Annotated in this window: 20 protein-coding genes and 3 tRNA genes; 3 read left to right on the plus strand and 20 right to left on the minus strand. The window is 52.6% G+C overall.

The annotated features are described in order from the left end of the window. Positions 1–2: 2 nt before the first annotated feature. From K6123_RS13620 to K6123_RS13665, 10 genes are all read right to left on the minus strand, one after another. Positions 3–752, minus strand: a complete 750-nt coding sequence (locus tag K6123_RS13620; RefSeq protein WP_221798646.1) for an electron transfer flavoprotein subunit beta/FixA family protein — start codon at positions 750–752, stop codon at positions 3–5. A gap of 242 nt (positions 753–994) precedes the next feature. Beyond that, positions 995–2,818 carry a SurA N-terminal domain-containing protein gene (locus K6123_RS13625; RefSeq protein WP_221798648.1) on the minus strand — a complete coding sequence of 608 codons (1,824 nt, stop codon included), beginning with the start codon at positions 2,816–2,818 and terminating at the stop codon, positions 995–997. A 118-nt stretch (positions 2,819–2,936) separates the two neighbouring features. After that, positions 2,937–3,209 (minus strand): HU family DNA-binding protein, encoded by a 273-nt coding sequence (locus tag K6123_RS13630; RefSeq protein WP_221798649.1) that lies wholly within the window; start codon positions 3,207–3,209, stop codon positions 2,937–2,939. Between the two features lie 117 nt (positions 3,210–3,326). Further along, a complete protein-coding gene (gene lon / locus K6123_RS13635; protein ID WP_221798651.1) occupies positions 3,327–5,717 on the minus strand; it encodes an endopeptidase La in 2,391 nt (796 codons plus the stop codon). A 119-nt stretch (positions 5,718–5,836) separates the two neighbouring features. Beyond that, positions 5,837–7,126, minus strand: a complete 1,290-nt coding sequence (gene clpX / locus K6123_RS13640; RefSeq protein WP_221798653.1) for an ATP-dependent Clp protease ATP-binding subunit ClpX — start codon at positions 7,124–7,126, stop codon at positions 5,837–5,839. An 87-nt stretch (positions 7,127–7,213) separates the two neighbouring features. Continuing rightward, positions 7,214–7,840: an ATP-dependent Clp endopeptidase proteolytic subunit ClpP gene (clpP, locus tag K6123_RS13645; protein WP_221798655.1), complete on the minus strand. Its 627-nt coding sequence runs from the start codon at positions 7,838–7,840 to the stop codon at positions 7,214–7,216. Between the two features lie 131 nt (positions 7,841–7,971). Next, positions 7,972–9,279: a trigger factor gene (gene tig / locus K6123_RS13650; RefSeq protein WP_221798657.1), complete on the minus strand. Its 1,308-nt coding sequence runs from the start codon at positions 9,277–9,279 to the stop codon at positions 7,972–7,974. A 433-nt stretch (positions 9,280–9,712) separates the two neighbouring features. Continuing rightward, positions 9,713–9,788 (minus strand) — tRNA-His (locus K6123_RS13655). Between the two features lie 32 nt (positions 9,789–9,820). Then, a tRNA-Arg gene (locus K6123_RS13660) sits at positions 9,821–9,897 on the minus strand. Between the two features lie 27 nt (positions 9,898–9,924). Continuing rightward, a tRNA-Pro gene (locus K6123_RS13665) sits at positions 9,925–10,001 on the minus strand. Positions 10,002–10,446: 445 nt separating this feature from the next. Between K6123_RS13665 and folD the strand changes: the two genes are divergently transcribed. After that, complete coding sequence (folD, locus tag K6123_RS13670; RefSeq protein WP_221798659.1) at positions 10,447–11,301, plus strand: bifunctional methylenetetrahydrofolate dehydrogenase/methenyltetrahydrofolate cyclohydrolase FolD; 855 nt, start codon at positions 10,447–10,449, stop codon at positions 11,299–11,301. A gap of 73 nt (positions 11,302–11,374) precedes the next feature. Here folD and cysS read toward each other — a convergent pair whose 3' ends face one another. Next, positions 11,375–12,745: a cysteine--tRNA ligase gene (cysS, locus tag K6123_RS13675; protein ID WP_221798661.1), complete on the minus strand. Its 1,371-nt coding sequence runs from the start codon at positions 12,743–12,745 to the stop codon at positions 11,375–11,377. A gap of 7 nt (positions 12,746–12,752) precedes the next feature. Beyond that, positions 12,753–14,423 (minus strand): glutamine--tRNA ligase/YqeY domain fusion protein, encoded by a 1,671-nt coding sequence (locus K6123_RS13680; RefSeq protein ID WP_221798663.1) that lies wholly within the window; start codon positions 14,421–14,423, stop codon positions 12,753–12,755. Between the two features lie 195 nt (positions 14,424–14,618). Here K6123_RS13680 and K6123_RS13685 point away from each other — a divergent pair, with 195 nt between their 5' ends. Continuing rightward, on the plus strand, positions 14,619–15,113 hold the full coding sequence (locus tag K6123_RS13685) for a peptidylprolyl isomerase (RefSeq protein WP_221798665.1): 495 nt from the start codon (positions 14,619–14,621) through the stop codon (positions 15,111–15,113). A 2-nt stretch (positions 15,114–15,115) separates the two neighbouring features. Continuing rightward, complete coding sequence (locus tag K6123_RS13690; protein ID WP_221798667.1) at positions 15,116–15,844, plus strand: UDP-2,3-diacylglucosamine diphosphatase; 729 nt, start codon at positions 15,116–15,118, stop codon at positions 15,842–15,844. A 4-nt stretch (positions 15,845–15,848) separates the two neighbouring features. Here the strand turns inward: K6123_RS13690 and murB are convergent, their stop codons facing one another. The 8 genes from murB to K6123_RS13730 form a co-directional block, all read right to left on the minus strand. Continuing rightward, a complete protein-coding gene (gene murB / locus K6123_RS13695; RefSeq protein WP_221798669.1) occupies positions 15,849–16,883 on the minus strand; it encodes a UDP-N-acetylmuramate dehydrogenase in 1,035 nt (344 codons plus the stop codon). After that, complete coding sequence (locus K6123_RS13700) at positions 16,877–17,362, minus strand: low molecular weight protein-tyrosine-phosphatase (protein ID WP_221798671.1); 486 nt, start codon at positions 17,360–17,362, stop codon at positions 16,877–16,879. Before K6123_RS13700 ends, murB begins: the two co-directional genes overlap by 7 nt. Positions 17,363–17,373: 11 nt before the next feature. Then, on the minus strand, positions 17,374–17,589 hold the full coding sequence (locus tag K6123_RS13705; protein ID WP_221798673.1) for a Trm112 family protein: 216 nt from the start codon (positions 17,587–17,589) through the stop codon (positions 17,374–17,376). After that, positions 17,582–18,568 (minus strand): tetraacyldisaccharide 4'-kinase, encoded by a 987-nt coding sequence (gene lpxK, locus K6123_RS13710; RefSeq protein ID WP_221798675.1) that lies wholly within the window; start codon positions 18,566–18,568, stop codon positions 17,582–17,584. The genes K6123_RS13705 and lpxK overlap by 8 nt, the downstream gene beginning before the upstream one ends. Further along, positions 18,565–20,352: a lipid A export permease/ATP-binding protein MsbA gene (gene msbA / locus K6123_RS13715; protein ID WP_221798677.1), complete on the minus strand. Its 1,788-nt coding sequence runs from the start codon at positions 20,350–20,352 to the stop codon at positions 18,565–18,567. Before msbA ends, lpxK begins: the two co-directional genes overlap by 4 nt. Continuing rightward, positions 20,342–20,764 carry an ExbD/TolR family protein gene (locus K6123_RS13720; RefSeq protein WP_221798679.1) on the minus strand — a complete coding sequence of 141 codons (423 nt, stop codon included), beginning with the start codon at positions 20,762–20,764 and terminating at the stop codon, positions 20,342–20,344. The genes msbA and K6123_RS13720 overlap by 11 nt, the downstream gene beginning before the upstream one ends. Then, positions 20,761–21,402 (minus strand): MotA/TolQ/ExbB proton channel family protein, encoded by a 642-nt coding sequence (locus K6123_RS13725; RefSeq protein WP_221798681.1) that lies wholly within the window; start codon positions 21,400–21,402, stop codon positions 20,761–20,763. The genes K6123_RS13720 and K6123_RS13725 overlap by 4 nt, the downstream gene beginning before the upstream one ends. 330 nt (positions 21,403–21,732) lie before the next feature. Further along, positions 21,733–24,732 carry a DUF5011 domain-containing protein gene (locus K6123_RS13730; RefSeq protein WP_221798682.1) on the minus strand — a complete coding sequence of 1,000 codons (3,000 nt, stop codon included), beginning with the start codon at positions 24,730–24,732 and terminating at the stop codon, positions 21,733–21,735. Between the last annotated feature and the right edge of the window lie 241 nt (positions 24,733–24,973).

Here is a 24,973-nt window from a genome sequence, read left to right on the forward strand (position 1 = left end):
CCTTAAATAACCTTGGCTTCGTTTTTCAGCTTGTCGACCAGTTCGGCGACGTCAGCTACCTTGATGCCAGCCTGACGTTCGGCTGGTGGAACTACTTTCAGCAGCGTCTGGGTAGCAGCCATAGCAACCCCCAGGTCAGCCGGAGAAGTCATGTCCAGCGGCTTACGCTTGGCTTTCATGATGTTTGGCAGCGATGCATAACGAGGTTCGTTCAGACGCAGATCGGTAGTCACGATGGCTGGCAGAGTCAGGCCAACAGTACGCAGACCGCCGTCAACTTCACGAGTGACGTTAACCTTGTCGCCGTCAACAACCACTTCAGAAGCGAAAGTACCCTGTGGCATGCCAGTCAGGGCGCCCAGCATCTGGCCAGTCTGGTTGTTGTCGCTGTCGATGGTCTGCTTGCCCAGCAGTACCAGCTGTGGCTGTTCTTTTTCAACAACCGCTTTCAGCAGCTTGGCAACAGTCAGGGATTCCAGCTTCTCGTCGGTTTCAATCAACAAGCCGCGATCTGCACCGAGCGCCAAAGCAGTACGAATCTGCTCCTGCGAGGTTTTCGGGCCAATCGATACCACGACGATCTCAGAGGCAACACCCTTTTCCTTGAGGCGTACGGCCTCTTCTACGGCAATTTCACAGAATGGGTTCATTGCCATTTTAACGTTGGTCAAATCAACATCTGAGTTGTCTGGCTTGACGCGCACTTTGACGTTGTAGTCAATAACGCGTTTAACAGCGACGAGAACCTTCATAGATTCCTCATTTATTAAACTGGTTAGATTTCATTTTTCCCGTACGGTTGGAACCATACATAGCAATTACGGGAACACGCGAAGGGATTATTCTAATCCTTCACTTTTAAGTCAATAGTGAAGCTTGATTGATTCCAAACAATCACTAGTGCAGTGAGATCCAATCGCCGTTAATTTTGTCGACTAAATCCCCACCCCGTAGAAACAAAAAAGCCCGCTTGCGCGGGCTTTTCAGTGAATGCTTATTGCACCACTTCGGTATTGTCTCTGGACCACTTGCGGAAGCTGACCAGCGCAATACGAGCCCGACGGGCATCTTCCCGCGCCAGGCTGTCTTCATCAGCCATCACATCGTCCATTGCCGGAGTCTGAATGTCTTCAACGCGTACGACGGTATAACCCGCTGGCACACGTACGGATTCTGACTGCCCCTTGGCCAGACCAAATGCCTTGGCCTGAGCTGCACGCGGCAGATCATTACCCTGTGCAAAAGTGGTCGTCAGCTGAGTCCATTCAGCCTCAGCTTCACCCGATGCTACAGCCTTGGCCTGCTGTTCCGCCAATGACGTGGCCTTTTCACGCTTCAGGGTGGTTTCAATCTGGGCACGAACAACCGCCATCGGCAAGGTTGTTGGCTCGTTGTGTTCAGATACTGTGAACACATAGAGGCCGTCGTCAGTTTCAACCACATCGCTCAATTCACGATCCAGCAAAATATTTTCTGCGAAGGCTTTTTGACGGACGTTTTCGTTGGCGGCAATGCCATCACCAGAATCACGGGTGAAGGCCTGGCTTTCCTGAACCTTCAGGCCGAGAGAATCAGCAACTTCGTCGATTGAACCCGCGGAGAATGCCAGGTTACCCAGCTCCTGTGCCTGTTCGGCAATAAACAGCTTGGCTTTTTCTGAACGAATCCAGTTTTCCAGTTCTGCTTTTTTGCTGGCCATGGACTCGGTATCAGCAGCCTTCACTTCTTCCAGATTGATAATGTGGTAGCCAAATTCAGTCTTAACCGGTTCAGATACATCACCAGCGTTCATGCTGAACAGCTTGTCTTCAAACTCGGTAGCAAAAGCGCCATGCCCAACAAAGCCCAGCTCGCCGCCACTGGAAGCACTGCCAATATCATCTGAGTATTCTTTCGCCAGCGCAGCAAAATCACCACCCGCTTTCAGCTTGGCTTCGACTTCTTGGGCGCGCGCCAGAGCATCCGCATCAGAGCGATCATCGTTCACTTCGATCAGGATGTGACGAGAGCGACGCTGTTCTTTTTTGCCCAGGTCTGACAGGTAGTCCTTGTAGGCAGACTGCAGATCTTCTTCGGAAACTTCCTGTTGGGCTTCAATCGCAGCACGATCAAAACCTGTGTAGCGAACCTTGACCGTTTCAGGCGTCTTGAAACGCTCCTGATTGGCGTCGTAGTACTGCTTCACTTCATCTTCGCTGACTTCAGCACTTGCCATCAGGTCATTGACGTTAACAGACGTCCACGAAATGGTGCGCAGCTGGCCTTCCAACATGCCGTTGAAGCGGGCCTGGTAAGGAGTTGCAAAGTCTGACAGGGAAACAGCCTGGCGCAGCTGGTTGGTCTTGATGTCGCCAGCCAGATTTTCCCGGAAAGTCATTGGCGTCCAGCCATTCATGCGCAGCACGTTCAGGAACTGGTCTTTATCAAAGCGACCGTCAAGCTGGAACGCCGGGATGGATACAATGGTCTGATCGACCAGAGAACTTGCCGCATAGATGTCGAGACGACGAGCCTGTTCCTGTTCAACAGAATCCTGAATCAGTTGTTCAATAGCAGACTGGCGCAGCAAATCCTGATTAAACAGGTTTTCATCAAACTGCTCACCAAACTGGCGACGCAGATTGGCTTTTTGCTGTTCAACGACACGCTGAATGTCAGCCTCGTAGATTTCGTGATCACCTACCTTGATTGCGGCGTCGTCACCACCGCCCAGGTTTACGATGCTTTCAACACCCCAGAGGGCGAACACAAAAATAATAAAAAAGACGATAATCTTGGCAACAATACCCTGAGCGTTGTCGCGCATCGTTTGTAGCATGGTTCCTCCAAATATTTGCTACAGCCATATAAAAAGAGCGCATCCATGATGCGCTCTTTAGATTACGATCCGACTGTTTTCCAGAAGGATCGTTCAGAGAGTTGCCTCTCTGCAGCTATTAGTTAACTGCGTCCTTCAGAGCCTTGCCAGGCTTGAAGCCAGGAACCTTGGCAGCCTTGATCTGGATAGGCTCACCAGTTTGTGGGTTGCGGCCAGTGCGTTCTGCACGTTCTTTAACCATAAAGGTTCCGAAACCAACCAGGGCAACCTGATCACCCTCTTTCAATGCTGTGCCAATGCTTTCGATCATTGCATCCAACGCACGACCAGCAGCTGCCTTAGGAATATCAGCAGACGCTGCGATAGCATCAATCAACTCAGACTTGTTCACACTTATCCCCTCACTCTGTGCGCAATATTAATAACTTTATTTCTGCGAACGGGCGATCGCTACAAAAATTCAAGAGCGTCGATTTATACCAAGCAGGTATGGCACCGTCAAGCAGACTCAGTGGGTGTTGGGCCGACTTGCCTCATCTTGCCCATTACTACCCTCATCCCCAGAGATCATCGGGGCTGGCTGAGCCTCCGGCTTACTCTCCAGAGCAATATCAAGAACCTCGTCTATCCAGTCTACCGGAATCACCTTGAGATCAGCCTTGATATTGTCCGGGATATCCCGAAGATCCTTTTCATTCTCTTTCGGAATAATAACAGTCTTGATGCCACCACGATGGGCTGCAAGCAGCTTTTCTTTCAAGCCACCGATCGCCAGCACCTTGCCACGCAGGGTGATTTCACCCGTCATGGCCACATCAGCCTTGACCGCAATACCAGTCATCACAGATGCCAGCGCAGTCGCCATACCGATACCGGCACTTGGACCATCCTTCGGCGTAGCTCCTTCAGGCACGTGAACGTGCAAGTCGTGTTTTTCGAAGAAGTCCGCCGAAATACCCATGCCTTCAGCGCGACTTCTAACGACCGTCAGGGCCGCCTGAATGGATTCCTGCATGACATCGCCCAACGAACCGGTCTTGACGATCCGGCCTTTGCCTGGCGTTGCTGCAGATTCCAGGGTCAGCAACTCACCGCCAACCGACGTCCATGCCAAACCGGTCACCTGCCCGACCTGATTGCTGACACCTGCCAGGCCATAACGGAACTTCGGCACACCGAGATATTCTTCCAGCAACGCAGAGTCGATCGTGCGTGTCGCCGTGCTCTTGTCGAGCATATTGGCTTTCACCACGCGACGACACAGTTTGGCGATTTCACGCTCCAGTCCACGCACACCAGCTTCACGGGTGTAGTGGCGAATAATGCCGCGCAGCTGCTCATCCGGCAGTGCCAGTTCAGTATCCGCCAGACCATTTTGCTTGATCTGTTTTGGCAGCAGGTAACGCTTGGCGATATTCACTTTCTCATCTTCGGTGTAACCCGGGATGCGAATAATCTCCATACGATCCAGCAACGGACCCGGAATATTCATGCTGTTGGAGGTACAGACAAACATAATATCGGACAGGTCGTAGTCGACTTCCAGATAGTGATCCGCGAACGTTGCGTTCTGTTCAGGATCCAGCACTTCCAGCAAGGCAGAAGCCGGATCACCACGGTGATCCATACCCATCTTGTCAATTTCATCGAGCAGGAACAGCGGGTTCTTGACGCCAACCTTGGTCATACGCTGTACTAGCTTGCCTGGCATGGAACCAATATAGGTGCGACGATGGCCGCGAATTTCCGCCTCATCACGCACGCCACCCAGCGCCATACGCACAAACTGACGATTGGTCGCCCGGGCAATGGATTTGCCCAGTGAGGTTTTACCAACCCCTGGAGGTCCTACCAGACACAGCACAGCACCTTTGACTTTCTTGACCCGGTTTTGTACCGCCAGGTATTCCAGAATGCGTTCTTTCACTTCTTCCAGACCATAATGATCGGCATCCAGAATTTCCTGGGCGCGCGACAGGTCGTGATTCAGGCGAGTGCGCTTCTTCCACGGCAGATTCAGTAGCCAGTCCAGATAGCCACGAACAACCGAGGCTTCAGCTGACATCGGTGACATCATGCGCAGTTTGCGCAACTCAGCCTCAGCCTTCTCTTTGGCTTCCTTGGTCAAACCAACGGTTTCAATTTTTTCCGTCAGCTCATCAAATTCGTTACCACCATCTTCCAGATCACCGAGCTCTTTCTGAATCGCTTTCATCTGCTCATTCAGGTAATACTCGCGCTGGCTCTTTTCCATCTGCTTTTTGACGCGACCACGAATACGCTTTTCAACCTTCAACAGGTCGATTTCGGATTCCATCAACTCCATCAAGTGCTCTACCCGATCTTTCGGGTCGAACATTTCCAGCACTTCCTGCTTCTCATCCAGCTTGAGAGAAATATGGGCAGCAATGGTGTCGCTCAGGCGGCCGATTTCCTCAACGCCAGAGATGGTGGAGAGCACTTCGCTCGGCACTTTCTTGGACAGCTGAACATACTGTTCGAAATGTCCGGTCAATGAGCGAGTCAGAATTTCGTTTTCACGTTCGCCAATTTCACGAACACCGGCCATTTGAATCTGGCCACGGTAGAGATCATTTTCGTTGATCAAACGATCCAGCAAGGCACGCTCTTCGCCTTCGACCAGCACTTTGACTGTACCGTCTGGCAGTCGCAGCAATTGCAGAATGGTGGCGACAGTACCCACCGGATGGAGCTGCTCCAGGCCCGGTTCATCGACAGAGGCATCTTTCTGGGCAACAAGCATGATGCGCTTGTCGGCCGCCATGGCCTCCTCAAGCGCGTTAATGGATTTTTCGCGACCTACAAACAGCGGGATAACCATTGACGGAAACACAACGACATCGCGCAATGGCAACAGGGGTAGAACTTCTTGATTCATCAGATATATATCTCTGCTGGCAGCAACAACTTCAGAGTGGGGGTTGCAGGCGGGAATTACAAGGTAGGGACAAAGAAAAAGGAGCCATTGGCTCCTTTGGTGCGATCGAAAATACGACCTCAGTCATTTTCCGAAGACGCTTTGGCGACATCCGAACCATCATAAATAATGATCGGCTCTGCGGTTCCGCGAATCACGGAATCCTCAATCACCACCTTGGAGATAGAACTCTCGGAAGGTACTTCATACATGGTTTCGAGTAGCGCGCCTTCCAGAATGGAACGCAGGCCACGAGCACCGGTTTTACGCTCCATCGCCAGATTGGCAATGGCTTCCAGCGCCGACTCACGAATCTCCAGTTCAACCTCTTCCATTTCGAACAGCTTCTGGAATTGGCGAACCAGCGAGTTCTTTGGCTCGGTCAGAATACGGATCAAGGCATCCTTATCCAGCTCATCCAGGGTTGCAATCACCGGCAAGCGGCCGATGAACTCAGGAATCAAGCCGAACTTGACCAGGTCCGTTGGTTCAACATCACGCAACGCCTGACCAATGGATTTTTGATCTTCCTTACCTTTCACCGTAGCGGAGAAGCCAATACTGCTGCGCTCGGAGCGATCACGAATGATCTGGTCCAAACCTGCAAAGGCACCACCACAAATAAACAGGATATTGGACGTATCAACCTGCAGGAATTCCTGCTGCGGATGCTTGCGACCACCCTGCGGAGGAACTGAAGCAACTGTCCCCTCGACCAGCTTCAGTAACGCCTGCTGAACACCCTCACCGGATACATCACGGGTGATAGACGGGTTGTCGGACTTGCGGGAAATCTTGTCGATTTCGTCAATGTAGACGATGCCGCGCTGGGCTCTTTCAACATCGTAATCGCACTTCTGCAACAATTTCTGAATGATGTTTTCAACATCTTCACCAACATAGCCGGCTTCAGTCAGGGTTGTTGCATCAGCGATTGTGAATGGCACATTCAGCAGTCGGGCAAGCGTTTCTGCCAACAGGGTTTTACCACTACCGGTTGGGCCGATCAGCAAGATGTTACTTTTGGAGAGCTCAACATCCGCAGCCTTGCCTTCACCGAAACGAAGACGCTTGTAATGGTTGTACACTGCTACTGACAGTACAATCTTGGCTTTATCCTGACCAATAACGTACTCATCCAGAGTTTGACGAATTTCTTTCGGCGTTGGCAGCTTGTCAGAACCACCCTTGTTTTCTGCTTCTTGCACTTCTTCACGAATAATGTCGTTGCACAGGTCAACGCACTCATCGCAAATAAACACCGAAGGCCCGGCTATCAGCTTGCGTACTTCGTGCTGACTCTTACCGCAAAAGGAGCAGTACAGCAGCTTGCCGCCATCTTCGCCTTTGCCTTTAGTATCGTCGGTCATTCGACTGCCTCATTCTTTAACTTAGCATTCATATATAGGTGCTGCAGGCGGGCTATTCAAGCCCTGCCCGCCTCACCGGGGACAAATTTACTCACCGCGACGGGTCAGAACCTTGTCCACCAGGCCGTACTCCAGCGCCTGCTGCGCTGTCATAAAGTTATCACGCTCGGTATCGGCAGTCACAGTCTCAATATCCTTGCCAGTGTGGTGCGCCAGAATGGCATTCAGGCGCTCCTTGGTATGCTGGATATTTTTGGCGTGGATCTGGATATCGGTCGCCTGACCCTGCGCGCCACCGCTTGGCTGGTGAATCATCACACGGGAGTTAGGCACGCTGTAACGTTTGCCTGCTGCACCAGCGGCCAACAGGAAGGCACCCATGCTGCAAGCTTGACCAATAACCATGGTACTGACGTCAGGCTTGATGAACTGCATGGTGTCATAGATAGACATACCGGCAGTTACTGAACCGCCAGGTGAATTGATGTACAGGTGAATATCCTTGTCAGGATTTTCAGATTCGAGGAACAGCAGCTGGGCAACCACCAGGTTGGCCATGTGATCTTCAACCGGACCGACAAGAAAAATTACCCGCTCTTTCAGCAAACGGGAGTAAATGTCGTATGAACGCTCACCGCGCGCCGATTGTTCGACCACCATTGGGACCAGAGCACTCTGAATATCACTCAAGCCCTGATCATAGATCCCTTTCATATAAATTCACTCCCGTATCTGATACGCAACGCTCAACAAAAAACAGCCGCTTCATGGGCGGCTGTTTTCGAGTTTAGTCATTGAAGGACCAGATGTCAGTCCCCAAAATCCAATCTTTGTTACAAAACTTGTTACATCTGATTGGAATTCGCAGCGCGAATGACATCTTCGTAAGAGGCTTCAACCACTTCAACGCTGGCAGCAGCCAGAATTTTCTCGATCAACTGCTCTTCCAGAGCCAGTGCTTCGATTTGTGATTTTTGCTGAGCATTGTTGGCATAGTATTCACGAACTTGCTCAGGATCCTGATAGGTCTGAGCAATTTCTTCGATCAACTCGGCAACTTTTTCTTCTGAAGCAGTCATGTCAGCAGATTCAATAGCTGCATTCATCAGCAGACCAACGCGTACGCGCTGCTCAGCCTGGCCCTTGAAGATTTCCGCTGGCAGCTGGGATGGGTCCATCTGACCGCCGAACTGCTGTACTGCCTGCTGACGCAGACGATCGATTTCCTGATCAACCAGAGCTGCAGGAATGTCCAGCTCGTTGGCTTCAACCAGCTTGGCAATCACAGAGTTCTTGGTCAGGGTGCGCAGGGCACGCTTCAGTTCGCGATCCATGTTGGTGCGAATTTCAGCAACAAACTCTTCTTCAGTTTTGGATTCAACACCGAAAGTCTGGAAGAACTCTTCGTTCAGCTCTGGCTGCTGACCTTTTTCGACCTTGTGCACAGCGATCTTGAATTCAGCTGCCTTACCTTTCAGGTCTTCCTTGTGGTAATCCTCAGGGAAGGTTACCTGGATAGACTTTTCGTCGCCCTTGGAGAAGCCAACGATGGCATCTTCAAAGCCTGGAATCATGGAACCGGAACCCAGCTGCAGGGTATGACCAGTAGCCTTACCACCTTCGAAAGCAACACCATCAATAAAGCCTTCGAAATCGATAACAACGCGGTCGCCGCTTTCGGCAGCTGCATCAACTTCTTCCCACTTGGTGTTTTGCTGACGCAGAGTGTCAACCATCTTGGCAACATCAGCATCAGACACAGAAGCAGTTTGCTGCTCTACAGACAGCTCAGCGAAATCTTTCAGGGCAACTTCTGGATACACTTCAAAAGTAGCCTTGAATTCGAAATCCTTACCATCTTCATCGATGGTTGGCTCGAAGCTTGGCATGCCAGCCAGTTTGACTTCCTGGTCCTGAACCGCACGGAAGAAAGACTGTTGCATTTGCTGGTACAGGGCTTCGTAACGAGCCTGCTTGCCAAACATACGCTTGATCACAGCTGGAGGAACCTTGCCCGGACGGAAACCATCGATACGACGGCCTTTAGCCAGCTTTTTCAGCTCGGCACTTACTTTTTCTTCTACTTCCGCTGCCGGAACGCCAATCGTCATACAACGCTGCAGACCACTGGTTGTCTCAATGGACACTTGCATAGATGCCTCTCAGATAACTTGTTGGAACAATCAGGCGATTTGCCGCCATGAAATAACAAAGCGGCGGAGTATAGCGCATGAAAACAAACGAATAAACGGAAGAAACCCCGCCAAACAAGACGGATTTACGCTGAATCGACCACTAAACAACCAGAACACGGATTTGAAACAATCTGCAGCCACCGCTCGACAGCAGCACATCAACCAGTCCGATAGGAATGACAGACAAGAAAGACAGATGTCAAAACATAGGCTTGCAGCGGGATTGAGATTCGCCGAATGAGCCGTCACAAGGACAAAGCAAACAACAGGGAGCTAAGTAACCTGCCCTACAGGGAAGCACTGACAAGGCAGCACCAGGTTTCATTGGAAATTGCCAGAAATCTCGTTTCCGGCCCTTCCTGCATCAAAAACTGCAAGAAGTAAGAAGAAGTGGGGTGGCCGACGGGGATCGAACCCGCGACAACAGGAATCACAATCCTGGACTCTACCAACTGAGCTACGGCCACCACAAAGATAATCACTTTCGGACTGCACCTAATGGCGCACCCGGCAGGGCTTGAACCTGCAACCCTCGGCTTAGAAGGCCGATGCTCTATCCTGTTGAGCTACGGGCGCATAGGCCACAAAACCTTAGCGATTAAGTGGTCGGGGTAGAGAGATTCGAACTCCCGACATCCTGGTCCCAAACCAGGCGCGCTACCAGACTGCGCTATACCCCGAGTACTTTTGGACGGGCTTGACTGCCTCCCCTCAAGTGCCGCGCATATTATAGAGAGCTCCCCTGCCCGTCAACACCAATTTTAAAAAAACTTTAAAAAAACAATAACTTTGGTGATTTTACCCGATATTAGATCAGCTATTAATCAACTCTGTTTAAAAGACAATCAATACTCGCCCAATATGATCTTTTTATAACCAGCAGCAATCCCGAACGACACCGCCGAGCAACACTGCCGAGCGATAAAACCAACCCCAATAAAATCAGAATCCGCCAATCCCGGCTGAAAAACTGACGCCCTGTAAAAAATCCGAAGCCTCTTTCTATATATAAGGAAACCGCCCTCGCCGAAATAAGCCTCCTGACCAGCATGCGGCTTTGTTTTCCTTTATCGACGTGAGAAAATCCAGCCTCTTCATATTTCCAAGCTACAGGCTCCCAGATAAATGACTGCACAACTGATTGACGGCAAGGCTCGTGCCGAGGCAATTCGCTCTTCTATTAAAGCTCGTGTATCCGAGCGTCTGGAGCAAGGACTGCGCGCACCGGGCCTGGCCGTTATCCTGGTTGGGGAAGATGCTGCATCCCAGGTTTACGTTTCACACAAGCGCCGCGACTGCGAGCAGGTTGGCATTATCAGCAAGGCTTACGACCTGCCCGCCACTACCAGCCAGCAAGAGTTGCTGGACCTGATCGACACCCTGAACAAAGATGACGCAGTTGATGGCATCCTGGTACAGCTGCCACTGCCTGCCGGTCTGCGAGCTGACGAGATCCTCGAACGCATCGCTCCAGACAAGGATGTTGATGGCTTCCACCCATTCAACATGGGTCGCCTGGCTCAACGCATTCCGCTGCTGCGCCCCTGCACACCATATGGTGTCATTGATCTGCTCGAAAACGCCGGTATTGAACCCAAAGGCATGCACGCAGTAGTGGTTGGCGCATCCAACATTGTCGGCCGCCCAATGAGTCTGGAGCTGTTGCTGCGTGGCGCCACGGTAACAACCTGCCACCGCTTCACTGCCGATCTGGAACATCATGTACGCCAGGCCGAGCTACTGGTTGTTGCCGTCGGCAAACCGGGCATCGTCAATAGCGAATGGGTAAAAGAAGGTGCCGTTGTTATCGACGTAGGCATCAACCGTACCGCCGATGGCAAACTGGTAGGTGATATTGACTTCACCACAGCTGCTGCCAAGGCCTCTCACATCACACCAGTCCCCGGTGGTGTTGGCCCAATGACCCGCGCCAAACTGCTGGAAAACACCCTGTTTGCCTGCGAAGAGCTGCACGGCTAAGCCAAACCCGTAGCTTTCAGGCATAAAAAAGCCGGTCAAATTGACCGGCTTTTTGTTTTCAGGAGTCAGGCAATTATTGCTTGATCCAGGTCGTTCCTTCCGGGCCGTCTTTCAGAGTAATACCTTTGGCCGCCAGCTCATCACGCACAGCATCCGCGGTTGCGAAGTCTTTGGCCTTTTTGGCATCAGCACGTTTCTGGATCATTTCTTCAATCCAGTCAGCCTCGTCACCGGCACCCGCCTGGAAGAAAGCTTTTGGATCAGACTGCAAACAACCCAACACACCACCCAGATAACGCAACTGACCCGCCAGCGCGGCCTGCTCGTCACCACTGGCCTTGTTGAGCTCACGCGCCAGCTCGAACAGTGCTGCAATCGCTTCCGGAGTATTAAAGTCATCGTCCATGGCGTCATGGAATTTCTTCGAAAACTCGTTATCCAGATCCGCAACCTCACCAACCACCACGCCATCGAGCGCGTTATAGAAACGCTCCAGCCGAACCTGCGCCTCCTTGAGACTGTCTTCGCTGTAGTTGATCGCACTGCGATACTGGGACGACAGCAACAGGAAGCGCACCACTTCAGCCGGATACTTGTCGAGAATTTCACGAATGGTGAAGAAATTGCCCAGTGACTTGGACATTTTTTCGCCATCAACACGAACTGCCCCAGCATGCATCCAGGTGTTCACGAACTTTTTGCCATTGGCCGCTTCGGACTGGGCAATCTCATTCTCATGGTGCGGGAATTTCAGGTCCGGGCCGCCGCCATGAATATCGAAGGTATCGCCCAGGCAGCACTTCGACATGGCGGAACATTCAATGTGCCAGCCAGGACGACCGATACCCCAGGGTGATTCCCAATGCGGCTCTTCCGGCTTGGCGGCCTTCCACAGCACAAAATCCAGCGGATCCTGCTTGTGGACTTCAACATCGACACGGGCACCGGCTTCCAGCTCATCCAGCACCTTGCCGGACAGCTGGCCGTAGCCTTCAAATTTGCGAACGGAATAATACACATCGCCATTATCAGCAGCGTAGGCGAAACCCTTTTCGATCAGGGTTTCAACCAGAGCAATAATGTCGCCGATATGCGCAGTGGCTTTCGGTTCGGAATCCGGCGCTTCAATACCCAGCAGTTCGGAGTCCTTGTGCATCTCGGCGATAAAACGCTCGGTCAGGACATTAAATGCCTCACCGTTTTCATTGGCACGCTTGATGATCTTGTCATCGATGTCGGTGATATTGCGGATGTAATTGACGTCATAACCGCTGTGACGCAGGTAACGTGCGATCACGTCAAACGCCACCATCACCCGGGCGTGACCCAGGTGACAGAAGTCATACACAGTCATACCACAAACGTACATGCCAACCTTGCCAGCAACCAGGGGTTTGAATTCTTCTTTCTGACGCGTCAGCGTATTAAAAATCTGTAATGCCATCTGTCTGTCAGCCTTTCGCCAATTCCTTGTCTTCACGCAATCCTATGGTCAGATTGAACACAGGTGCGTCTGCAGTGTGGTCGTAGCGATCTGCCACGTAATAGCCTTCACGCTCAAACTGGAAGCTGCTTTCCGGAGTAACCTGGGCCAGCGCTGGCTCAACCCAGCCTTTTGCAACCACCAGAGAATCCGGATTCACATGCACCAGATAGTCGTCTTCGCTCTTGTCTGGTGTTGGATGATTGAACAGACGCTGATACAAGCGCAGTTCCGCCTCCACAGAATGGGTCGCAGACACCCAGTGCACCACGCCTTTTGGCTTGATGCCATCTTCCGGATCCACGCCCAGGGTATTTTCAATCAGCACAGCACGAATCTCGGTGACGTCGCCCTGCTCGTTCTTGTCAAAGCCGGTTGCTTCCAGCACATAACTGTGACGCAGACGAATACGATTACCTGGCGTGAACTTCTTCTTGAACTTCTTGCTGTACTCTTCCTTGAAATCTTCACGATCAATGTAGAGTTCGCGGGTAAATGGCATCTCGCGAGAGCCCAACTCCAGCTCATGATGGTAAGGCGCAGCCAGCTGCTCCAGATGATCTTGCGGCAGGTTTTCAATCACCACTTTGACCGGATTGATCACACACATGGCACGCGGTGCGTTTTTGTTCAGGTCATCACGAACCGCGTGCTCCAGCATGGCAATGTCTACCAGGCCATCACTGCGGGTCACACCAATCATTTCGCAGAAGTTGCGGATCGAGCTCGGGGTAAAACCACGACGACGCATACCGGAAATGGTTGGCATGCGCGGATCACTCCAGCCAGTCACCACGGCGTTATCCACCAGGCCTTTCAGCTTGCGCTTGGAGGTCACGGTGTAATCCATGTTCAGGCGGCCGAATTCGTACTGCTTTGGCTCACACGGCACAGGCAGATTGGCGATAAACCATTCGTACAGCGGACGGTGATCTTCAAATTCCAGCGTACAGATGGAATGGGTTACGCCTTCGATGGCATCTGATTGACCATGAGTAAAGTCATAGGTCGGGTAGATGCACCACTTGTCACCGGTCTGGTGGTGATGGGCCTTGCGGATACGATAGATAATCGGGTCGCGCAGGTTCATGTTGCTGGAAGCCATGTCGATTTTGGCGCGCAACACGCAGGCACCTTCGTCGAACTCGCCAGCACGCATTTTTTCGAACAGCTCCAGGTTTTCTTCTACCGAGCGGTCACGGTACGGGCTGTTCTGACCGGCTTCGGTCAGGGTGCCGCGATACTGACGCGCCTGCTCCGGGCTCAGATCACAGACATAGGCATTGCCCTGCTCAATCAAATGCACCGCCCACTGGAACAGCTGGTCGAAATAATCAGAGGCGTAATGCACCTCGCCTTCCCAGTTAAAGCCCAGCCATTGCACGTCATCCTTGATGGCGTCGATAAATTCCTGGTTTTCCTTTTCTGGGTTGGTGTCGTCAAAACGCAGGTTACAACCGCCACCAAATTGCTGGGCCACACCAAAGTTCAGACAAATAGACTTTGCATGACCAACATGCAGATAGCCGTTTGGCTCTGGTGGGAAACGGGTAATAACCCGCTCGACCTTACCATTGGACAGGTCTTCTTCAATAATTTTGGCAACGAAATTATTACCGCGCGCTGGTACGTCTGACATAAACACCCTGACAACGAATTGCTGGATCGACTGATTAATAAGCTACGATCATCTGACCGGCTGGCAGATAACCACCGCCAACACTGTAAGCCCGTAAAAAAGCCGGTATTATAACCGCCCTCGGGTTCCAGTGTTACCTGAATTCCATAACCCGCCAGCACTTGTTTGGCTGGCACAGCTACGGACGATATCAATATGATTCTGTTAAAAACCAACTTCGGCGACATCAAGATCGAACTGAACCACGAAAAAGCGCCAAAAACCGCAGCCAACTTCGAAAGCTACGTTAAAGATGGTTTTTATGATGGCCTGATCTTCCACCGCGTCATCGACGGTTTCATGATCCAGGGTGGTGGTTTTACACCAGACATGGGTGAAAAGCCGGAAGGCAAGGCACCAATCGACAACGAAGCAGACAACGGTCTGGCCAACAACACCGGCACCATCGCCATGGCTCGCACCATGGACCCGCACTCAGCCAGCTCCCAGTTCTTCATTAACGTATCTGACAACAGCTTCCTCAACCACACCGCCAAGAACATGCAAGGCTGGGGTTACTGCGTATTCGGCGAAGTTGTTGAAGGCATGGACGTGGTAAACCGCATCAAAGCCGTTAAAACAACCAGCAAGATGGGCCACCAGGACGTTCCTGCCGAAGACGTCATCATCGAGAAAGCGGAAATCATCTGATCATGGCTGTTTATTTCATCTCTGACCTCCATCTGTCACCGGAGCTCAGCAGCCTGACGGCTGGTTTTGTGCGCTATCTGGATAGCCTCGAAGACGCCGACAGCCTGTACATTCTGGGCGATTTTTTTGAAGCCTGGATTGGAGATGATGCCGTCACTCCCCTCAGCAGCGAAGTCGAACAGGCGTTAAAGCGCCTCTCGGAGCGCCAGTGCAGCATTTACCTGATGCACGGCAATCGTGATTTTCTGATCGGGAGTGACTTCTGCCAGCGGGCTGGCTGCCAGTTGATAAACGAAGGAAGCGTGATTGAACTGGGTGATCAGGCCGTCGTCCTGTTGCATGGCGACAGCCTCTGCACCGACGACACCGCCTATCAACAAGTGCGGCAGATGCTGCGCAACCCGGCCTGGCAACAGCAATTCCTTGCCAAAACCATTGCCGAACGCATCGAATTTGCCCGCCAGGCCCGCCAGCAAAGCCAGCAACACGGTCAAATGACCAGCGACGAAATCATGGACGTGAATCCGGATGCCGTAAACCAGGCGCTCGACAGCGCCGGTGTTGAGCTGATGATTCACGGCCATACCCACCGCCCGGCCTGCCATCAATGGCAAGCCGACCAGCAATCCCGCCAACGCTGGGTGCTGGGCGACTGGTCTGAAACCAAAGGCTGGGATATTCGCTGGACAGCAGCAAATGGACTTGAATTGCGGGAGTTTTCCTTGAGCTAACCCGTTAGCTGCGGGAGTAACTTCCAAACAGCTGGGGCTCCGGCTCCAGCATCACAGCAAATTGCTGCCTTACCGAATCCTGCACCGCCGCCGCCAGCTTCCAGACATCCGCCAAACTGGCAGAACCATCAGAAACCATCACCAGCGCCTGCTGGCAATGCATCGCCACCGGCCCCAGCCATTTACCTTTCCAGCCTGCCTGATCAATCAACCAGCCCGCTGCCAGCTTGCAGTGTTCTGGATCTGCCAATGGATAAACCGGCATGGTGGGATATTGCTGTTGCAGCTGGTTGGCCAGCGCAGCAGGCACGACCGGGTTCTTGAAAAATGACCCAACGTTTGGCGTTTTATCGGGATCGGGTAATTTGCTGGCGCGAATTTCTACGACCCGCTCGACCAACGCCGCTGGTGTCAGTTGACCGCTGCGCAGACCGTCTTCCAGTTCTTTTAATGGCCCATAGGACAGCTCGGGGGCAAATTGACGCTCCAGCCGAAACACCACCCGGTAGATAATGGCATCACCGGCCAGCTCACGCTTGAAGATTGAATCCCGGTAACCAAAGCGGCATTCGCTGGCATTCAGTCGCCGCAACTGTCCGGTTGAGGGCTGGAAAAATTCCACCGACTCAATCAGCTCACCGACTTCAACACCGTAAGCGCCAATATTCTGCACCGGCGCAGCGCCAACCGTGCCCGGGATCAGCGCCAGGTTTTCCAGCCCAAATCCATATTCCCGACTGGCAACAACCCAGTCATGCCAACAAACACCCGCATCTACTGCAACATACGCATGCTGTTCAGTAGAACGCTGCAGCCGCACATTGGTCATGGCTGATTGCACAATCAGCGCCTCAACATGCTCTGGACACAGTACATTACTGCCCCTGCCCAGCGGCAGCATTGGCAAGTTCGAAGCCTCGGAAGCACGCCAAAGTTCCAATAGCTCGGCGACGCTGCTGAAACGCCCAAACTGACTGGCAGTACACTGCAGACAAAAGGTATTGAGCCGCGACAGGTCGGCATTGGATTCAATCAGCACGGCGACTCCAGACGCTGGCGAACATCTGCCAGCAAGCCACGAGAGGCCGCTTCGACCAGATCCAGCACTTCGGCAAAGCCATCCGCACCACCATAATAGGGGTCCGGAACTTCGCGCACAGGCTGTTGGCTGGCGTATTCAAGAAACAACTGGATAGATGCCGAATCTACTTTCGATTTCTTCTGTAACTTTTTGATTTCAGAAAGATTATTACCATCCATAGCCAATACGTAATCAAATTCAGCCAGATCTTCTGAAACCAGCTGACGAGCCCGCAAATGAGCTAACTGGTAGCCGCGCCTGGCCGCTTCCGCCGTTGAACGGCGATCCGGTGCCTCACCAACATGCCAGCCACCGGTCCCACAGGAATCAACCCGCACCCGATCGGCCAGGCCGGCATCGTCAATCATCTGCTGAAATACACCATGCGCTGTTGGTGAACGGCAAATATTGCCCAGACACACAAACAGCACACTCACATCCGCCACGCTCAGGAATCCGAACCTGCGGTTGATGAATCCGCCAGATCCAGCTTTTCTTCTGCCGACATCTTGCGGGCTTCATTTTCCAGCATCACAGGTACGCCATCACGAACCGGAAACGCCAGACCGTCAAACGTACACAGCAGCTCAGCAGCCTGGGCATCATATTTGAGTTTGCCCTTGCAGACTGGGCACACCAACATCGCCAGCAATTGCTTATCCATTTCTTTTCTCCCCCCAGGTGAGCAACAATTTATCCAGAGTGTGACGCGCCGATTTGGTCAATACCGCCCCAACCGGTAAATACCAGCTGTTGGCAGCGGCAAAGGCACGACATTTCACCCAGTCTTTTTCTGTCATAACCACCGGCAGACCATCACCAAAATCGAGGTCTTCCGGTTTGAATTCATGATGGTCATTGAACGGGTGCTCGATCAATTCCATCCCCAGCTGCCGCAAGGTCGTAAAAAAGCGTGCCGGGTGGCCAATACCTGCCACTGCATGTACCTTCTTGCCTTCCAGCGCCAACAAGTCTGCCTGCTCATTGGTATCACCACGACGCAGGCTCAACGGTTCCAGTACAAAGTCTTCGCCATTTACCAATACCGCGTCCACCGTCTGCAGGCGGGCCCTGGGCTCACGCAATGGTCCAACCGGTAACGTCCAGCCGTTACCAAAACGCCGTTCGCCATCGACCACAACCAGTTCAGCAACACGCGGCATGGCATAGTGCTGCAACCCGTCGTCGCTGAAAATAATATCAACCTTGCCTTGCAGATATTCAACCGCTCGACGACGTTGCGGGTCTACCACCACGGTGCAGCCGGTGCGATTGGCCAGCAAGCGCGGCTCATCACCACACAGCGACACATCGGTATCAGCTGTCACTTCCAGTGGATACTGTTCAGACTTGCCGCCATAACCACGACTGACCACACCAACCCGCATATTGAGCTGCATCGCACGCTCAACCAGCCAGGTGATCAGCGGGGTTTTCCCGGTACCGCCAACATTGATATTACCAACCACCACAACCGGCACAGACACAGCTTTTGGAGGGAACACGGCGTAATAAATACGCCGCAGCACTGCAACCACCACAAACAACCAGTTCAGCGGCAGCAACCAGAGGTTGTACAGCGCAGGGCGATACCAGTTGCGCTCAATCAGCGCAGCAAGGCCGCGGCGGGATTCAGAACTCATTCACCAACCTGTTCATCTGCACCGAACTGCATCTGACTGAGCTGATAATAGATGCCCTGCTGTTGCAGCAATTGCTGGTGACTGCCATCTTCGACCAGCTGCCCCTCATCCATCACCAGAATGCGATCAACGCTTTCAATGGTGCTGAGGCGGTGAGCAATTACAAAGGTCGTGCGACCTTTCATCACTTCTTCCATGGCCGCCTGAATATGCCGTTCAGAACCGGTATCCAGCGCCGAAGTGGCTTCGTCCAGAATCAGGATTGGTGCGTTTTTCAGGATCGCCCGGGCAATCGCAATGCGCTGACGCTGGCCACCCGACAAAAGCACACCATTGTCACCCAAACGGGTGTTATATCCGTCCGTCAGCTGGGAGATAAACTCGTCAGCGTGAGCCGCCACCGCCGCAGCCAGGATTTCCTCATCACTGCAGTGACGCAGTGAGCCGTAGGCAATGTTTTCCTTGACCGTGCCATCAAACAAGGTGATCTGTTGGCTCACCAGTGCAATCTGGCTACGCAGACTCGCAAGGCTGTATTCACGGGTATCAACACCATCGATGCGCAGCTGGCCAGATGTCACCTCATAGAAGCGCGGCAACAGGCCCACCAGACTGGTTTTACCACTGCCGGATTTACCAACGATGGCAACCGAGGTGCCCGCTTCAATCGTCACCGACAACTGCTTCACGGACGGCTTGTCTGCACCTCGATAGACCAGCGAAACCTGATCGAACTCGACCCGGCCCTGACAAGACTCCAGCACCCGGGTGCCAGTATCGGATTCCTCTTCCGAATCCAGCACCAGAAAAATAGATTCTGCCGCCGCCATGCCACGCTGAATCACCGAGTTAATATCGCTCAACGAACGTAAGGGCTTGGCAATCAGGGATGCGGCAGTAATGAACTGGAAGAAATCCGCGCTGGACATTGAACCTGCCGAGACGCGCTGGAACATGATGTAAACCATCACGCCCAGACCAATCGAGACGATTTGCTGGGTCAGTGGCACACTGATAGCACTGGTCAGATCGAACTTCAGCGCCTGTTTGCGATTGTACTCACTGGCTTTCTGAAAGCGGCCCTGCTCATAATCAATCGCACCATAGGCACGCACATCGCGATAGCCCTTGATCGAATCATTGGTTACCTGGGTTACGTCACCCACTGATTTCTGTACTCGCCGGCTGTAGCGCCGGAAGAAACGACTGGCCAACGCCACCACGGCAACAATAAAAGGCACCAACACCAGGAACACCAGCGTCAGGGTAGCATCCAGCCAGATCAGGTAGCACATCAGGAAAATCACCGTCAGACCTTCCTGCACTACGGTCGTCAAGGCACGGGTAGAAGCGCCAGTGACCTGATCAACATCGAAGGTGACCCGGGAAATCAACCGACCACTGGATTCGTTGTCGTAATATTCGCTAGGCAAGCGGCTCATTTTATTGAACAGGTCGACCCGCAGCGAATGCACCACGTTACGGCCAACCACAGCAATAAAATATTTACCCAGAAAGGTGCCTACACCACGATAGAAGAAGGTTCCCATCAGCAGCGCGATCAAGGTCAGGATTTTTTCCTGGCTGGGTTCTGTGAGCGTTTTCTCAACCGTACCCATCAGATGAGCCAGCGCGGGCTGGGCGGAAGCAAACAGGGCAAGACCGGCCACACTGAAGGCAAAAGCCCATTTGTGTGGCCATACATATTTCAACAGGCGGCGATACAAGACAGAGGTACTGACCTTGTCACCGTCCTGATCGGGAACAGCAGATTTAGTTGGCATTGTCGGTTTGGCGCGTCGTAATACTCAGATTGATCAAACCCAGCTGCCCTGCTGCGTCCATGGCTTTGACGACCGCGCCATGGGGGGTGTTGGTATCGGCTGTAATCACAACCGGTGCCGTCTCACGCCCGTCCAGAATTTTGAGCAGTGCACGTTTGAGAGTGTCGACCTGCTGATTCAGCAAGGCCTGACCATCAACCTGGTATTCACCAGCCGATGAAATAACAATTTCGATTGCTTTCGACGGTGCCTGGGATGGCTCTGCCGATGCTTCTGGCAAATCAATGCTCAGGTGGCTTTCCTGGGTAAAGGTCGTCGACACCATAAAGAAGATCAGCAACAGAAAAACGATATCAATCAGAGGCGTCAGGTTAACTGACACCTCTTCACGGTTCTGACGCTTGAAATTCACTTCTTGTCAGCCTCTTGGGAATTATCGACAACCTCGCGATCCCCATGCAGCACGTCAACCAGTTTCAGGGCTTCCTGCTCCATGTAGATCACCATGTCATCAACCCGGCGCTGCAGGGTACGGTGACACACCATCGCCGGAATCGCGATAATCAAACCCGCCGCAGTGGTAATCAGGGCTTCAGAAATACCACCTGCCAGCACACCCGCCTGACCTGTGCCCTGAATCATGATCTCGGAGAACACCTTGATCATACCGATTACGGTACCCAACAAACCCAGCAGTGGCGCAATCGAGGCGATTGTACCCAGAGCATTGAGATAACGCTCCATTGCATGAATTTCCTGAGCGGCCACTTCTTCGATGCTTTCCTTCATGATCTGACGACCATGACGGGAGTTCACCAGGCCAGCAGCCAACACCCGACCCAACGGACTGGACTGTTGTAACTCACGGATTTTGTCTGCGTTGAGCTGTTTTCCTTTCATCCAGCCCCAGACACGGGCCAGCAAGTCCGGCGGTACTATTTGCGAGGTACGCAGCGTCCAGAAACGCTCTACGCTGATACCCAGGGCGAGCACCGAACAAAGAATGATCGGTACCATCATCCAACCACCACTCTGGATGATCTCGAACATGGAAAACATCTCCCTAAACCAAATTTGCGCGCTACTCTAGCACAAGCCAGAAGTAACAGGTAAGACACGTCACAAGCTACCTTGAGATAACTGCTGGTGCAGTCTCAAAGCTGATCAGTATTCGCCCGAAACTGATTATGGTTTGTACAAATCCATCATCTGAACACCCCAAAAGCGGCAGATATGCATCATAACCATCAGGCGATCGGCCGTTTTTGACAATCGCTATCAGAACGGTTTCACTCCGAACGCAAAATAAAAGCCCGATAACAGCGTACTGCTATCGGGCCAGAACGAGTGTTAGCCACTCACGTCAGATATCTATCCGCCTTAGTAGAGGTATAACGCCGGATTCCGGTCTTGCACTGAACAGCCGAGGTTGTTGGCGCCGATCGCCAGTGTGCCATCGTCAGCCAGTGACACACTGATGCCAAAATAATCACAGTAGATGTTATCCGTTGGCGCCTTTTTCACCGAACGAATGAAATTACTGCGCACCCAATCACCAGTACCATCCGGATCTTTCAGTACATACACAGCACCTGAGTTGATCATTTCAGTATCCAGATTACTTGGGTCCGCATTAATGCCATAGCCATCACTGCGATCACCCGGAGCACCAATTGCGATGGTTCGGCCATCCCGGCTGATTTCGAGATTTTTGCCGAATTCCTGATACCACATGGTCGTTGCTGCGGCCAGCGCGGTGCTGCTGTCCAGCTCATAGCCACCGGCAGTCCAACGCATAACGTACATACTCACACTACCAGGGGCTCCAATCGCCAGTACCGAACCATCTTCACTGAGCGACAGGGTTTCGGCGAAACGCGCACCGATCGGCGGCGTCACCGGATCATGTGCCAACAGCACTGGCGTTTCAGTAATATCATCCGCATCAAGCCGGAAAATATTAACGTTTTCCGCTTCACTTGACTGGTAACCCACCGCCAGCGTCAAACCGTCTGCACTCAGCGCCAGACCATTGCCGAAGTTCGGATTGATATTCCAGGTCGCATTTTCAATATACGAGGTGTAACAGTCCTCATTCGGGCAACCAAAATACTGAGAGCCAACAGTGAAACCTGTTGTAGTTGCCGTAATGTCGTACAGATAAACCCGTCCGGCATTGGTCAACCCACCCGTTGAAATAGAAGCCTGCTTGTCTGGCGCACTGACCGCCAGTCGCAATGTGTCACCGACGTTCTTCATTTGCCCGCTCAGCGCAACATTGGCGCCGTAGCGCGAGCTGGCGCCAATAACAACGGTGCTATTCAGTTCCGAGAGATAGAGTTCAGTCCAGCTGTTTTCACCGTTCTGGTAATACAGGAACACCTGGCCGGTTGGCTGGGATGATCCTCTGTCACCATAATAGCCAGCATCACCAATCACAAAAGCAGAGCCATCAGCATTCACTGCCGGTCTGGAGAAGCTGACCGGATTCAGTAACTCCTGACTCCAGACCAGCTGCCATTCGGCACCTGCCCGCTTTAACACGTAAATTTTGCCAATCCCGCCGTAGTTAGCATTGGAATTGGAATCGGCGAATACCAGCGTCGTACCGTCAGCACTGAGAGTGCCGTTAAAGCCCAGTCCGGAATCCAGTTTGATGCTTTCGCCCAATGCCACACGATCAAGACGCAGGATGCCGTCATTAAGATCCGCCAGCGCTGGCGAAACAGCGGCGGAATCCACACAACCATTCACATTACAGCTGCTGACCACATAGCTGGCATCAACACGATCATACAAGGAGACGTTGATACTGATGCTTTCAACGCCTGCGGCCACAGGATCACCAACAGCGACATAACCTGACGCACCGTCCTTGTTTTCATACAACTGATAATAAGTAGCAGCGGCAACATCGTTCCAGCTGATGGTCAAGGCGCGTTCACCGTTACCCGCAATCGTTGCCGTGACCGGCTCCAGCGCCGCATCAGCAACAACCACTGTACGTTCAATTGCTACCGCCTGGTTACCCGCCGCATCAACCACGCTATAAACCAGCGTATATTCACCAGCCACCGAGGTATCGACCGAGCCACTAACCTGTATGCTGGCAGAGAGATCACCATCGATATCGTCTATTGCCGTTGCACCAGCGTCGGCATAGGTTTCCCCAACAGTCACCGTGATGTACTCATCACCTACCAGGGTAATGACTGGCGCAACCGTGTCAGCGACTGCCTCCACAATCACGGTACGACTGACAGTCACCGCCGTATTACCAGCAGCATCCTGCACACTGTAAGTCACGGTATAAGTACCTTCGGTGCTGGTATCAACGGAATTGGAAACCGTAATGCTTGCAGTCAAGTCGCCATCCTGGTCATCCAGTGCTGTCGCTCCCGCATCGGTGTAGCTATCGCCCACCGCCAGAGTAATGCTGGCATCACCCAGCAGGGTAATGACTGGCGCCACCGTATCAGCTGGACGAGCCACTACCACCGTGCGATAAGCTGATGCCTGGTTGCCTGCTGCATCACTGACGCTGTAGGTCACCTGATAGGAACCCGCCACGGATGTATCAACGCCGTTACCCACCACAATTTGACCGGATATATCACCGTCAACATTGTCATGAGCGGTTGCACCCGCATCGACGTAGCTGTCACCAACCGTCAACTGAATCCGCTCAGCACCAAGCAGGGTCAACACAGGTGCGGTGGTATCTGCTACAACGACATCCTGTTCTGCCACAATAACCAAGCGAACCATGGTTGCGGCGACATTACCGGCACTGTCGGTCACATCGTAGGAAACGGTATAACTGCCAGGTACCAATGGATTAACCGGATTGTTAACCACGATGCTGGCGGAAATATCACCATCGACATCATCATAGGCTGTCGCACCGGCGTCATAATAACTGTCGCCATAGGCCAGCGACACGGACTGGGCGCCAATCAGCGAAATCACCGGAGCCGTGGTATCAACGATTACCGGAGCTTCTGCTACAACGACCGTTCGAACCACCTGGACTGCTGTATTTCCAGCGGCATCCGCAACGTCATAGGTGATCCGATAGGTTCCAGCGTGTTTGCTATTGATAGCGTCGCCACCGATGACGACATTGGCACTGATATCACCATCGATGTCATCAGCTGCTGTCGCACCTGCCTCAACATACTTAGCGCCAAAAGGCAGCTGGACGGTTGATGCTCCCAGCAAGGTAATCACCGGTGCGGTGGTATCTATCGTGGTTTGATTGTTATTGCCGTTCGGCGTGTCAGTTTGTTGTGTGCCATCTGACGATCCGCCCGCGCCACAAGCGGCAAGTGTGGTTGCCAGCAAGGCGGCGGCGAGTTGTTTGGGTAACCCTGAAGCCATGAATCAGTCCTTTATGTCCGAGAATTAGAACTCGAACCTCACAGCCCTGTCGGTAACGCCCCGCCACGCCAATAACCATAAGCAGCGCCTGCCCACAGCAACATCCCTGCCTGCTGCAAACCCTCAACCGGTGCTTCAACAACTCTATATTGACGACACTCAAGGCGCTTTTATTACCGCTATCAATTCGTACGGATGACCAAAAAAACTGCAAGGTTCGAACGGCCGGATTTTGTTAAAT

It is taken from the genome of Oceanobacter mangrovi, assembly GCF_019740315.1.
Lineage (GTDB): Bacteria > Pseudomonadota > Gammaproteobacteria > Pseudomonadales > Oceanobacteraceae > Oceanobacter > Oceanobacter mangrovi.